General features: G+C 47.1%; 13 protein-coding genes and 2 pseudogenes. 7 read left to right on the forward strand and 8 right to left on the reverse strand.

Translation table 11 applies throughout. The features are described 5' to 3' along the window. The first annotated feature begins 58 nt into the window (after positions 1–58). The 6 genes and pseudogenes from BM261_RS00890 (at position 59) to BM261_RS00920 (ending at position 6,329) form a co-directional block, all read left to right on the forward strand. Positions 59–592: an ankyrin repeat domain-containing protein gene (locus BM261_RS00890; protein ID WP_074894266.1), complete on the forward strand. Its 534-nt coding sequence runs from the start codon at positions 59–61 to the stop codon at positions 590–592. 302 nt (positions 593–894) lie between these two features. Further along, positions 895–1,437 carry a DUF2478 domain-containing protein gene (locus BM261_RS00895; RefSeq protein WP_083426620.1) on the forward strand — a complete coding sequence of 181 codons (543 nt, stop codon included), beginning with the start codon at positions 895–897 and terminating at the stop codon, positions 1,435–1,437. A gap of 364 nt (positions 1,438–1,801) precedes the next feature. Next, a pseudogene (gene narH / locus BM261_RS00905) lies at positions 1,802–2,698 on the forward strand (nitrate reductase subunit beta); the annotation flags it as partial. Then, positions 2,694–3,335 (forward strand): annotated as a pseudogene (locus tag BM261_RS00910) (molybdopterin dinucleotide binding domain-containing protein); the annotation flags it as partial. The pseudogenes narH and BM261_RS00910, both read left to right, overlap by 5 nt. A 359-nt stretch (positions 3,336–3,694) precedes the next feature. Next, a complete protein-coding gene (mog, locus tag BM261_RS00915) occupies positions 3,695–4,273 on the forward strand; it encodes a molybdopterin adenylyltransferase (RefSeq protein ID WP_074894275.1) in 579 nt (192 codons plus the stop codon). A gap of 319 nt (positions 4,274–4,592) precedes the next feature. Continuing rightward, positions 4,593–6,329: a ShlB/FhaC/HecB family hemolysin secretion/activation protein gene (locus tag BM261_RS00920; RefSeq protein ID WP_074894277.1), complete on the forward strand. Its 1,737-nt coding sequence runs from the start codon at positions 4,593–4,595 to the stop codon at positions 6,327–6,329. A 142-nt stretch (positions 6,330–6,471) separates the two neighbouring features. Here the strand turns inward: BM261_RS00920 and BM261_RS00925 are convergent, their stop codons facing one another. Together BM261_RS00925 and BM261_RS00930 are read right to left on the reverse strand one after the other, a co-directional pair. Then, positions 6,472–7,110 (reverse strand): DUF1294 domain-containing protein, encoded by a 639-nt coding sequence (locus BM261_RS00925; RefSeq protein WP_074894279.1) that lies wholly within the window; start codon positions 7,108–7,110, stop codon positions 6,472–6,474. 64 nt (positions 7,111–7,174) lie between these two features. Then, complete coding sequence (locus tag BM261_RS00930; RefSeq protein WP_074894281.1) at positions 7,175–7,462, reverse strand: hypothetical protein; 288 nt, start codon at positions 7,460–7,462, stop codon at positions 7,175–7,177. 69 nt (positions 7,463–7,531) lie between these two features. Here BM261_RS00930 and BM261_RS00935 point away from each other — a divergent pair, with 69 nt between their 5' ends. Further along, entirely contained in the window at positions 7,532–8,005 is a 474-nt protein-coding gene (locus BM261_RS00935; RefSeq protein WP_240317897.1) for a hypothetical protein, read from the forward strand. Between the two features lie 227 nt (positions 8,006–8,232). On the opposite strand, the gene BM261_RS00940 is transcribed toward BM261_RS00935, so the two are convergent. From BM261_RS00940 to BM261_RS00965, 6 genes are all read right to left on the reverse strand, one after another. Continuing rightward, positions 8,233–8,859, reverse strand: coding sequence for a peptidoglycan-binding protein (locus BM261_RS00940; protein WP_074894283.1), 627 nt, complete (start codon positions 8,857–8,859; stop codon positions 8,233–8,235). A gap of 218 nt (positions 8,860–9,077) precedes the next feature. Then, positions 9,078–9,497 (reverse strand): hypothetical protein, encoded by a 420-nt coding sequence (locus tag BM261_RS00945; RefSeq protein WP_074894285.1) that lies wholly within the window; start codon positions 9,495–9,497, stop codon positions 9,078–9,080. Between the two features lie 165 nt (positions 9,498–9,662). Next, the gene (gatB, locus tag BM261_RS00950; RefSeq protein WP_256205698.1) at positions 9,663–11,108 is read right to left on the reverse strand and encodes an Asp-tRNA(Asn)/Glu-tRNA(Gln) amidotransferase subunit GatB; all 1,446 of its coding nucleotides are present in this window, start codon (positions 11,106–11,108) and stop codon (positions 9,663–9,665) included. 93 nt (positions 11,109–11,201) lie between these two features. Beyond that, positions 11,202–11,822 carry a trimeric intracellular cation channel family protein gene (locus BM261_RS00955; protein WP_049248432.1) on the reverse strand — a complete coding sequence of 207 codons (621 nt, stop codon included), beginning with the start codon at positions 11,820–11,822 and terminating at the stop codon, positions 11,202–11,204. A 14-nt stretch (positions 11,823–11,836) separates the two neighbouring features. Continuing rightward, positions 11,837–12,193 carry a VOC family protein gene (locus BM261_RS00960; protein ID WP_074894289.1) on the reverse strand — a complete coding sequence of 119 codons (357 nt, stop codon included), beginning with the start codon at positions 12,191–12,193 and terminating at the stop codon, positions 11,837–11,839. Between the two features lie 135 nt (positions 12,194–12,328). Continuing rightward, positions 12,329–12,853 carry a hypothetical protein gene (locus tag BM261_RS00965; protein WP_143095743.1) on the reverse strand — a complete coding sequence of 175 codons (525 nt, stop codon included), beginning with the start codon at positions 12,851–12,853 and terminating at the stop codon, positions 12,329–12,331. Between the last annotated feature and the right edge of the window lie 99 nt (positions 12,854–12,952).

Consider the following 12,952-nt stretch of genomic DNA (forward strand, 5'->3'; position numbering starts at 1 on the left):
TGAAAAAACGGGTAGGGGTGATTTGAGTGCAATTAAACAAGATATGAGGAACTTTTAAATGGTAAATAATTTAAAACCTCCCAGTTTTGAAGAAAAAATTGCGGAAGCTGAAGAGTTAGGTGATATTGCTTTCCTTCAAAAGGCGGAAAGCGAGGGGAAATTAGATCCATTCCGTATTTCTCCTGATGAAAAATGGAATAGCCTGCATAGGGCTAATATTTGGACTCCGTCATCACCTGAGACTATACGGTTTTACATAGACAAAGGCGTTCCCGTAAACGCCCAAGACATCTACGGCATGACGCCGCTGCATTACGCGATGCAGGCAGAAAACGGGGATGCGGCCATGGTGCTGCTGGAAGCCGGAGCGGATCCGAACATTGAAAACCACGAACACAAGTCCATCCCATTAGGCATGATCGGATATATTCCCGATCGTTTGGATATATTAAAAATGATGCTAGATAAAGGTGGAGACGTTCATCATAAAAATAAATATGGTAAAACACTGCTGGAAAGCTATTATCCGACAGGATTGGAAGACGAGGGGTGGCTGGTTCCCGTGTATGAATTAATGAAGCAATATGCCTAATGTGCCATAGGCAAGGATAGCTTTTCCCTGGAATCCCGTACTATTTGACAAGAGGCCGTCTGAAAGCCGGAAATCCGTTTCAGACGGCCTTTTACTTGCCAAACTTTGTGCATTCCTTATTATTTTCGATAACAACTGCATCAGTCCTCATTTCCCGACTAGTACCTACGGACAATAGCTCCAAAAGATTCTAACGTTTTATCATTTACAACGGCATCGCATGATTTGCCCCAAGACTCTAATAACAGGAGAGTGTCCTCCGGTTCCAGAGATGCCTTATCACAACCTTTGAAAGCATATTGATGTCAAACCATATGGAACAACGATCAGACTATGCCATTGCTGCCGTGGTATACGCCGATGAAGGCGACGCTGCGATAACGGCATTATGGCAAGCGGTCCGTCAGTTGCAACAAGACGGATGGCGTGTAGCCGGCCTACTAAATCCGATAGATGACAACGGTAGGCACTGCAATTCGGAACTGGCTTCAGTTGCAGACGGCCGGTGCTTTCCCATCTTCCAAAATCTCGGCCGCCATGCGGACGGCTGTAAACTGGACTCCGGCGCATTGGCAACTGCCGGCTCAGTGATTCGTGAAGCCATAGAGGAAGGTGTGGATTTGGTGGTAATCAATAAATTTGGCCATGCCGAAATTGATAACCGCGGCTTGTTGTCGGAATACCTTGCCGCTGTCAGCTGCGGCATTCCCGTTTTGACCACCTTGCACAGCAAATACCTGCCGGACTGGAGAAGTTTTTCGGGCGGACAGGGTGGAGAATTGCCCGCAGATAGCGATGCCGTTCTTGCCTGGATCAATCAATCCGGTAATCGAAGCCTGCCTTAAAAAATCACCTCTGCCCAACAGACTGCCTTATTTACATACGCGTTTTCAATTTTATGGCCATGATGCCGACTCTTTTCACGGCCTTCCTTATTTTCAAGAAGACAAACGCAACGCATTTTCACGCCCTCGCCCGATACTTCCAAAGTAGTATGCACTTTCACTCTTTCAGCCAGCCTTTTCCCCTTATTTTGCTGTCTCGGGCTACGCTTTCTATGCATATTTTTCTTGTGTGTGCTCCTATAAACTCCTAAGCGTCAAAAATCTTTTTAAAACAAGCTACCGTTACCGCCCCATCATTAACGGCTATGTTCAAACGGCTTATTTAGACAGGCCGTCTGAAAACCAAACCAAAAGGAACACTACCATGAAAATCAGAGCACAAGTCGGCATGGTTCTGAACTTAGACAAATGTATCGGCTGCCACACCTGCTCCGTTACCTGTAAAAACGTCTGGACTTCGCGCGACGGCGTGGAATATGCGTGGTTTAACAACGTTGAAACCAAGCCCGGCATCGGCTTTCCGAAAAACTGGGAAGACCAAAACAAATGGAATGGCGGCTGGGTACGCAAACCCGACGGCAAACTGGTACCCAAACAAGGCGGCAAATTGAAGATTTTGGCGAATATTTTTGCCAACCCGAACATGCCGCAAATCGACGACTACTACGAGCCGTTCACCTACGATTACGAGCATCTGCAAAACGCGCCGAAAATGAAAACGCCGCCGACCGCCCGTCCTGTCTCTGTGCTCACCGGCAAAAAAATGGACAAAGTGGAATGGGGTCCGAACTGGGAAGACGATTTGGCAGGCGAATTTGAAAAACGTGCAAAAGACGTACTGTTTGAAGGCATTCAAAAAGACATGCACGCTGCGTTCGAACAAACCTTCATGATGTACCTGCCGCGCCTGTGCGAGCATTGTTTGAACCCGACCTGTGTGGCATCCTGCCCGTCAGGCAGCATCTACAAACGCGAAGACGACGGCATCGTACTGATTGACCAAGACAAATGCCGCGGCTGGCGTATGTGCGTATCCGGTTGCCCCTACAAAAAAATCTACTACAACTGGACTTCCGGCAAAGCTGAAAAATGTACATTCTGCTATCCGCGTATCGAAGGCGGCCAGCCGACCGTATGTTCCGAAACCTGCGTAGGCCGCATCCGCTATTTGGGCGTACTGCTGTACGATGCAGACAAAATCGAACAAGCCGCGTCAGTGGAAAATCCGCAAGACCTGTACGAACAGCAACTGGGCGTATACCAACGTACACGAACTGATCCCGTGGCGTACCATTACCGGCCGCCAGCAGTTCTATCAAGACCACAAATGGATGCGGGATTTCGGCGAACACTTGTGTGTATACAAACCTGCCGTTGATTTTAAAACCACCAAAAAACTGCTGGGCAAATACCCCAACGGTAACAAGGAAATTACACTGAACTTCCTCACACCTCACCAAAAATGGGGTATTCACAGTACCTATTCGGAAAATCTGCGTATGCTTACCCTGTTCCGTGGTGGACCGAACGTGTGGATTTCCGAAGTCGATGCGAAGAAAGCCGGAATTGTCGATAACGACTGGGTAGAAGTGTTTAATGCCAACGGTACCATTGCCTGTCGCGCCGTGGTGAGCCAACGCATCCCCGAGACCATGATCCTGATGTATCACGCACAGGAAAAAATTGTCCATACCCCAGCGGGCGAGGTTTCACAAAAACGTGGCGGCATCCACAATTCGGTAACCCGCGCCATTCTGAAACCAACCCACATGATTGGCGGCTACGCCCAACTTGCCTACGGTTTTAACTACTACGGTACAGTAGGTTCCAACCGCGACGAATGGGTGATTGTGCGCAAGATGAGCAAAGTAGATTGGATGGACGAACCGGCAGGTTAAGGTCGTCTGAAAACTTAGTGAAGAGCAATGCCTGTCTGAGAGGAAACTTTCAGACAGGCATTTTTTATTAAATTCTCCGTCAATAGGAAATAAAGCGGTTGAGGCAATTTATGCACAAGATTTCATTCATAGCTAACTACTTGTTGAGCAGAACAATAATGAGGAGATAATCAGAATATCATCCTATTTGAGATTGAGTACATTTATTGAGAAATGATTTTTATAGACAACTTCTCAAGCTAGCCTTTACCTGAAGATATGTATTTTAAGTCCTGCTATTTTGCACATTGCCAACACCCACAACAGATACAGCTAATCAGGTACAATGCAGTTTTCTATCTTTTGAGTCTGCTATTATCATGAACACACTTCCTACCATCACCATCGGCCTAATTTCCACCAGTGACCGCGCCAGCAGCGGCGTGTATGCCGATGAAGGAATTCCTGCACTCAAAAGCTGGCTTGACAAAGCCGTCCTCAATCCGATCCGTTATGTAGAAGCCCTTATTCCTGACGATCAAGACGAAATCAAAAGCGTGCTTATCCATATGACAGATGAAGAGCATTGCGATGTGATCTTTACCACCGGCGGCACAGGGCCGGCACCACGCGACATCACACCCGAAGCCACACAAGCCGTATTAGACAAGGAACTGCCCGGTTTTGGCGAACAAATGCGCCGTATCAGCCTGCATTATGTACCCACAGCCATTTTGTCACGCCAAACAGCAGGTGTTCGTGGCAACAGCCTGATTGTGAATCTACCCGGCCGACCGAAAGCCATTGCTGAAACATTGGGCGGCGTACGTTCGGAAGATGGCAGCATCGTTGTACCAGGCCTATTCGGCGCCATTCCTTATTGTGTGGATTTAATCGGCGGCGGCTTCATTGAAACCGATATTACCATTTGCCACGCCTTCCGGCCTAAACAAAAATAAAATCCTCCCACAAGTTATTCCAGCACCCTATAATGTGTGAATATGGATAACTCTGTTTTTAACGTCTGCCATCATAAGAGGCCGTCTGAAAAAATAATCTAATTCTCAACTCCTTTTTCAGACGGCTTCAAATCTTACACCTCTCTTTTTTAGATCATATAGTTAAAGCAAAATTCATAGCATTAGTGTTTTTTATCTTTTTGTCTGTTTTTGTTCATTGCTATAATTGCCCGTTTACATTACTTAGACCAATCCTATGAAACCTTTCTTTTCCTCCCAAAATGTATTTCATCCCTTATCACTGTTAGTCCTATCATTGATGGCTGCCTTCCCTACCCCAACATCAGCCGCACCCACACCTGAAGCTGTTTTACAACAACAGGATATTCTCCAACGTCAACGTGAGAAGCAACTGCGTGAACAGATGCAGCCGGAACAAGATGTTCGTTTGGATGGTACCAATACGGGCATGGAGAAGATGGCAACAGAGGTAGGCGATGCAAATTCGGATGAGGCAAGCCCCTGCTTTCCTATTTCTGAGGTGGAATTGGTGGGTGAAGAAGCGGCTAAATTTCGGTTTGCGCTCAACCATGCCTTGCGCCAAACACATTTTGTTCCCGGCAAGTGTCTGCATGCGGGCAACATTAATCAAATCATGTCTTTAGCACAAAATGCTTTGATCGGCAGGGGATATACCACGACCCGTATCTTGGCTGCCCCACAGGATTTGAATAGTGGCAAGCTTCAATTAACCCTGATGCCGGGCTATCTGCGCTCCATACGAATCGATAGGTCTAACGATGATCAAACCCATGCAGGACGTATTGCGGCATTCCAAAACAAATTTCCCACCCGCTCGAACAATCTGTTGAATCTGCGTGATTTGGAACAAGGACTGGAAAATCTCAAACGTCTCCCGACTGCGGAAGCCGATCTCCAAATCGTTCCCGTAGAGGGCGAACCAAACCAAAGTGATGTCGTGGTGCAATGGCGGCAACGTCTGCTGCCCTACCGTGTGAGTGTGGGTGTGGATAATTCGGGTAGTAAGGCGACAGGAAAATACCAAGGAAATATCACTTTCTCTGCCGACAATCCTTTTGGACTGAGTGATATGTTCTATGTAAATTATGGACGTTCAATTGGTGGCACACCCGATGAGGAAAGTTTTGACGGCCATCGCAAAGAAGGCGGATCAAACAATTACGCCGTACATTATTCAGCCCCTTTCGGCAAATGGACATGGGCATTCAATCACAACGGCTACCGTTACCATCAGGCAGTTTCCGGATTATCGGAAGTCTATGACTATAATGGAAAAAGTTACAATACTGATTTCGGCTTTAATCGCCTGTTGTATCGTGATGCCAAACGCAAAACCTATCTCGGTGTAAAACTGTGGACGAGGGAAACAAAAAGTTACATTGATGATGCCGAACTGACTGTACAACGGCGTAAAACTGCAGGTTGGTTGGCAGAACTTTCCCACAAAGAATATATCGGCCGCAGTACGGCAGATTTTAAGTTGAAATATAAACGCGGCACCGGCATGAAAGATGCTCTGCGCGCGCCTGAAGAAGCCTTTAACGAAGGCTCGTCACGTATGAAAATTTGGATGGCATCGGCTGATGTAAACATTCCTTTTCAAATCGGTAACCAGCTATTTGCCTACGATACATCTGTTCACGCACAATGGAACAAAACCCCGTTAACATCGCAAGACAAACTGGCCATCGGCGGACGCCACACCGTACGTGGCTTCGACGGTGAAATGAGTTTGTCTGCCGAGCGGGGATGGTATTGGCGCAACGATTTGAGCTGGCAATTTAAACCAGGCCATCAGCTTTATTTTGGGGCTGATGTAGGACATGTTTCAGGACAATCCGCCCAATGGTTATCGGGCCAAACTTTAGCCGGCACAGCAGTTGGGATACGCGGGCAGATGAAGCTCGGTGGTAACCTGCATTACGATATATTTACCGGCCGTGCATTGAAAAAGCCTGAATCTTTCCAATCAAGGAAATGGGCAAGCGGTTTTCAGGTAGGCTATACGTTTTAAAACGGCATAGTCAAATGAACGGCAGCTGCGGAGAAGCAACAGCTGCCGTTTATACTTAACAAGTAAGAAAAATATTAAGTCCTCACATCAAAAATCTAGTAGTCTTATAATTTTCCTACCCAATTACAAATAAAAGTTACCCCTAAATGCTAAGCCAGCGATGGCCTGATGGGGAAAATAATAAATAGAAAAGCAGCAACAAGTTAACCAAGACAGTCAGCCAATAGATTCTGCGAAATTCTGTTTTCTTTGATTTATGCCGCAGCCAAATTTGCGCCAGCCATGCACCACTCCACCCGCCAAACAAGCTAAGCAAGTGCAACGTATTTTCAGGAGTGCGCCAGCTGCCGTTTTCCGCAGCGTATTTATCTTTGGCATAGGCAGCAAAAGTCATCAGGCTTAATATAACGTACCACAATGGCAATACAGTCGGAACTTTTCCAATCAACCAAGCAGCCGCCAATAAGATATGGGGAGCGATGGCACAAACAGTAAAAAGTTGGCGATTATGCTCAAATTCGTCTTGCTGCTGTTGCCAATGCTCATGTTTTCGCTCTTGTTTGCGTACAAACAGCCATTCTTGCACCTGCAAAGCCTGCGTTTTCCCCTGCCTGTTTTTGCCTAAGGCAAACACCACCTGTTCATTGATTTCAGGACGTTGCCGCCCTTTATATTGGCTAATATGAAAAAAGATCTCTTCCAATAAATCTTGGCATTTTATGAAGCCGAAACCTTTTTCATCGTGCCACTTCACAATGTGGCCTTTAAATTTTTCAGTCATTTTTTCTTTTGATCATTTAATATTTGGAGGCCGTCTGAAAGCCCTACTCTATACTTTATATCTTTTAAAACCAATAGTCTTTCATCGCTGCCAATAATTTCGGGGTAATTTCATACCCGCAATTTTCCCCGATTATACTATCAATGCCGCAATAAGGGCACCATGCAGTATACTGTCCGTCGTCTTCCGACAGAAAGTCATCTTCTTTCAGTTCTGTCGAATGAAAGATGGTTAAACAATGAAAACAGCCGCAAAGCTGTGGCCGTATAAGATACTCTCTATTTTTAAAGGAAAATTTATGTGCGGCGATGGCAGCTGCGCCTAATGCTTCATTGTTTGATAGGTTGATCATGATTATTGGCTCGGATAAATGAGGCCGTCTGAAAGCAGACGGGTGGATGTTAATCTTAAAGGATGGACAATGAATATTTATCAAATATATTCTGCCGTAGACAATAAAGATGCGTATGCGGACTTAAAGCAGGCAAATAGAAAAATTATCAATTTCATTAATTATAATGAAGGCAGGTATACAAACGAAGCTGTTTTTATTGCTCAAAGCGGCTATACTTCTACAAACATCCACCAAACGGATTACGTTCAAACCATTCCCAAAATGTTATTGTTTTCTGAAAATTTTACTTATAAATTGGCTGTGACATTAAAAAATGAACTGGACTTCTTCCCTGCCAAGCTGAAAATTAAGGATGAAGGATTCAAATTTTTCCTGGGAAAAATTAAATTAGCTGCCAATTTAGTGGATATGGAAAAATCAAGTTTTTATGAAATCGACGGAGAAAAATTTATTGATCACCCGCCTGTATTCTTGAAAAATATCTCCGACTTCGAGTTTTGCGCAAAGGATATAAACGATGATTTGGGTATTCTCGGATAAATTCAAAGAATTGGTCATATCCAACCATTTTAAAATAGAATTTCTCCCGCTGGCATAATTATCCTTTCCCATTATTTTTCAAAATATACATAATGCAGGGCAAACCGTAATCTGCATGACAAAATATATTTTTAATAATTCAATTTCTACAATTGGCTGATGCTATTCTTGCATTGAGGCCGTCTGAAAAATCAACTTTCAGACGGCCTTCATCTTCGGAATACAGCCTACAACGGATAACGGCAGCCGATATAGCCTCTATCTGAATCACCCTTTAGTACATCTGCTTTAAAGACAGCAGCAAAGCCAAAATATTTCAATATCTTAACTTTCTCACCAGGGTCTGTTATCGATTTTTCGTCAGCAGGGACATCATAACCCAATGTATCCCGTTTTTTAGCTGTCGTTTTAGAAATGATATTTTGTCCCATTATCTGTTGCATCAGCTCTTGAAGGTTTTCCTGATATTTCTGACGGTATCGTGAATGCAGGTTGGGATATTGCGGCCAATCAATTTCCAAATAGATGGCGTTGTTGCGAATAGCGACATACTGCCCTTCTACTTCTTTTCCATCTAAGGGATTGGCAAGGTGCACCTTAAATGGCAAGCGGTAACGGTAAGTAATATTGTCGATCTTATTGACAAAACGTCCCACATTTTCTTCTTCCGCACGTTCATTCGGATCAAGATAACCGGTGAAATTTTCCGGAATCCAACGCGAAAAATCCAACGATGACGCCTTGCAATGCAATACATCCTGCACTGCTTGAGGGGTAAAAGGCTGATCGGCGTAATTCTTTGCAAACGAAGAAGCCGTTGCCAGCAATAGCACTGCAGGTAATATTATTTTCATCTTATTCCTTGATTTGTAATGGCTTGAAGGCCGTCTGAAAATCAAGCTTTAACAAAATTAAAGCCTATACCCTGCTTTCAGACGGCCTTTAAAACCGTTCGGTTTGCCCTGCCACCAAGCGGTGGTGTCGATGAGTGCCTGCATTTCGGCAAAATAAAGTGCGGGTTTGAAGTGTATGGCGGATTAAAACTGCAATGCTGCGGCGTTTCGGCCTTGTATCATTTTAATTTTAATCTACTATTAATTTCGGACAATTCACGTTTAAGTTGCTGCACCCGTTTCGGTGTGCAGAAATTTGCATTGGCTTTAGCTTGTGCGGCATGAAAACTGACGCCATTGATTTCGTGTACGAAGCGGTCATGCCCGTATTTTTGCTGCAATGCCGCCAATGCCGCTTCGCTGTCATAGGGAAGGCCGCAGGCTTCGGCTGCACCGAAGCGCGACCAAATAAATTGCAGTTCGGGTTTCCATCCCATCGCGTCTTCGCCCGTAAAACCGTGGTCGTAATGGTATTCGTACACATTTGGGGCGATGTCATAGGCCGTCATTCCGCCGTGTCCCGAATAACCGCCGTAAGACGGTTCGGCGGCTGCCGTCATCGAGAGGGGCAGAGCCAAAAGCAGTGTCCACATTTTCATGTTTTATCCTTTATTAGGCAGATTGCGTTGGTTTCCGTTCGTGTATTGAAACCACTGTATTTTGACGGGAAGGCCGTCTGAAAATATCGGTGCGGACGGGTATTTTTCTGAATGATTGGTGTGCAGGCTGCTTTTCGCTTGACAAAAGCAGCCTGCACACTCTCTTTACCCCAACTTCGCCCTAACCAATTCCTGCACCTGCGCGGGATTCGCTTTGCCTTTGCTGGCTTTCATCACTTGTCCCACAATCGCATTCAGGACTTTTTCGTTACCGGATTTGAATTGTTCCACGGCTTTGGCGTTGTTTGCCAGCACTTCGTCTACCATCGCTTCAATCGCGCCGGTATCGGTCATTTGTTGCAAACCGTGTTTTTCGATGATTTCGGCGATGGTGGCTTCAGGTTCTGCCCACATGGCTTCAAAGGCTTTTTTCGCCAATTTGCTGCTTAATGTGCCGTCGGCGATTTTGCCTACCAGAGCGGCAAGGCGCGAAGCGGTAATCGGGCTGTCGGCAAGTTCCATGCCTTCTTTGTTCAGCGTGGCGGCGAGTTCGCCGTTCATCCAGTTGGCAGTCAGCTTGCCTTGTCCGCTCTCTTTGGCGGCTTCTTCAAAATAGGCAGCCTGCACGCGGCTGGCGGTGAGCAGGCGCTCGTCGTAGTCGGATACGCCGTAATCCGCCACGAAACGTGCCGCCATTTCTTTCGGCAGCTCTGGCATTTCTTCTTTGGCTTTTTGCAACTGGTCGTCTGAAATGATGACGGGCAGCAAATCGGGGTCGGGGAAGTAGCGGTAGTCGTGCGCGTCTTCTTTCAAACGCATCACGCGGGTTTTGCCTTTTTCAGGGTCGAACAGCATGGTTGCCTGTTGCACTTTGCCGCCGTCTTCCAAAATCTCGATTTGCGCTTCCACTTCGTAATTAATCGCCTGCTCCAAGAAGCGGAAGGAATTGAGGTTTTTAATCTCGCGGCGCGTGCCGAATTCCGCTTGACCTTTCGGACGGACGGATACGTTGGCATCGACGCGGAACGAACCTTCCGCCATATTGCCGTCGCAAATGTCCAGCCAGGTTACCAAGCTGTGCAGAGCTTTAGCGTAGGCAACGGCTTCGGCGGCGGAACGCATTTCAGGTTCGGATACCACTTCCAACAGCGGCGTGCCGGCGCGGTTCAAGTCGATACCGGTCGCGCCGTTCAAGCCCTCGTGCACGGATTTTCCCGCATCTTCTTCCATGTGCGCGCGGGTTACGTTGATGGTTTTCACATCGTCGCCGACCACGATTTCCAATTTGCCGTGTTCGACAATCGGCAAATCCAACTGGCTGATTTGATAGCCTTTTGGCAAATCAGGATAGAAGTAGTTTTTGCGGTCGAACACGTTTTTCTGATTGATTTTCGCATCCAAAGCCAAGCCTAATTTGATGGCTTTTTCAACGACTTCTCGGTTCATTACCGGCAGCACGCCCGGCAGTGCGCATTCAACCACGCTGGCGTGCGCATTGGGTTCCGCACCGAACGCAGTCGATGCACCGCTGAAGATTTTGGATTTGGTATTGAGTTGGACGTGGATTTCCAGTCCGATTACGGTTTCCCAGGTCATAAGGGGTCTTTCTATTGAAGAAGGGTTAATCGGTTTGTAAAAGGGGTTCCGGTTGGGGCAGAGGCTACCTGAAAACCTAGATTCTATCTTTCAGACGGCCTTTTGCCGCTATTTTCTGCGCGGCTGGAAGCCGGGAAGCTGCCAGTGAAAATGATAGGCAGCCAACCGCAGGGCGAGGCCTGCAGCGAACAGTAGGTGCAGGGTAACGGCATTGATCCAGCCAAGGTGCGCGAAAACATACATCAGGCCGCCAATCAAAATAGCGACGCTGCCATAAAGGTCTGCACTCAAGATAACGGGTACATCGTTTACCAAAATATCGCGGGCAATGCCGCCGCCCACGGCGGTTATGAAGGCAAGCATGATGACACCAAACAGGTTTAATTGTAGGGCAATACCGATTTGTGCCCCGGTGATGCTGAAGGCGGCCAAACCAACGGCATCTGCAATGAGGAAGGCGGTTGTTAGGTAGGTGCGGCGATAGCGTTGCACACGCAGTAGCCAAGCAATAACGAGGGTCGCAAACACAACGGTAAGTGCGTCGGTACGCAGGAATACCTGCGGTATGCGCCCTACCAGCGCATCGCGCATCATGCCGCCGCCCACGGCGGTGAGCAAGGCGGTGATGACCACGCCGAGTACGTCGAGCCGTTTGCTGTAACCGACGAGGTAGCCGGACACGGCGAAGGCGGCGGTGCCGATGATTTGGATGAAGTCGGTGGTGGTCATGGTTTCAGGTAGCCTTATTGTTGGCTGATGATTTGTGCCAGCGAAATCTTATTGCCGTCGAGGTCGTGCAAATCGCAGCTTAATACCACTTCCCAATCTTGGATTTCGCCAACGGCAATTCCTGCTTCCAGCAACACGGTGCGGCAGGCGGCCAAGTCATTCACGCCGATAATGGCCGCCGAGGGCTTTACCGTTTCTGCAGTAGCATCCAGTTGCAGCCAGGCATTGTCGGCAATACGCCATTCGGCCATTCCGTCCATCGGTGTTTCATCGGGCTTGCTAAGCCATGCGCTGTACCATGTCAGAGCCACTGTGTAATCGGATACATTGAGCACGGAAACTAACGAACTGGTTTGGAACAGTTTTTTCATTGTAATCTCCTAGTTGAATTGCTTTGGACTACCTGAAAAAAGGATTATGCCCAGTCAAACAGGTCAAAAAAATCTTCCAATGAGGCGGCGATAACACACTATTTTAAACCGTAATTAATACAGTAAATCAATAACTTATTCAACTTCAAAATCGTCAGGAAGTTCAGGCAGAGCATCGATGAGCGTTATGTTTTCAAAGGCGTGTCGCCGCCGGCAGGGAATGTCGACATCTTTGCCGTCATGGTATACGCCCAGCGAATACACCGTTCCTTTTGAAAGGTAAAGCACGGTGGTGACATAGTGCGCATTACCGTTGTGCAGCCACATTTGTCTTGCGTGGGCGCGGTAGCCGTTGTCATCGACTGTGAAGTTCCGCTGGTAAACCTGAGTTTTGGGTTGTGTGAATTCCAGTTCGGGGTGGGCCAGGTTTTTGCCAAAGCGGTAGCGCACGTTGCTGTCGTGTTGTTGGATATGCACTTGCTTACCGTTGGTGGTTTGGCAATAGAACAAGATGTCTCTATTGGCAGAGGCTACGGCGGAGGTGCTACCGAGCAGGAGCGCGGCGTATACGAGGATTGCGGCGGGCATTAGATGTCCTTGGTCTTGGGTTTCAGGTAGCCTGCATTTTATAGAATGGGAGATGCAGGCTGCTTTTCTCATCTTCAATGACTCGTTCGCTTGTGCGGATAATATCTTGATGAGATTACCATTTCTTGGCGGTAGTCGGCACTTCGCACGTTTTTATCATTCATCCATGCG

The organism is Neisseria elongata subsp. elongata (assembly GCF_900113545.1).
In the GTDB taxonomy this organism is placed as follows: domain Bacteria; phylum Pseudomonadota; class Gammaproteobacteria; order Burkholderiales; family Neisseriaceae; genus Neisseria; species Neisseria elongata.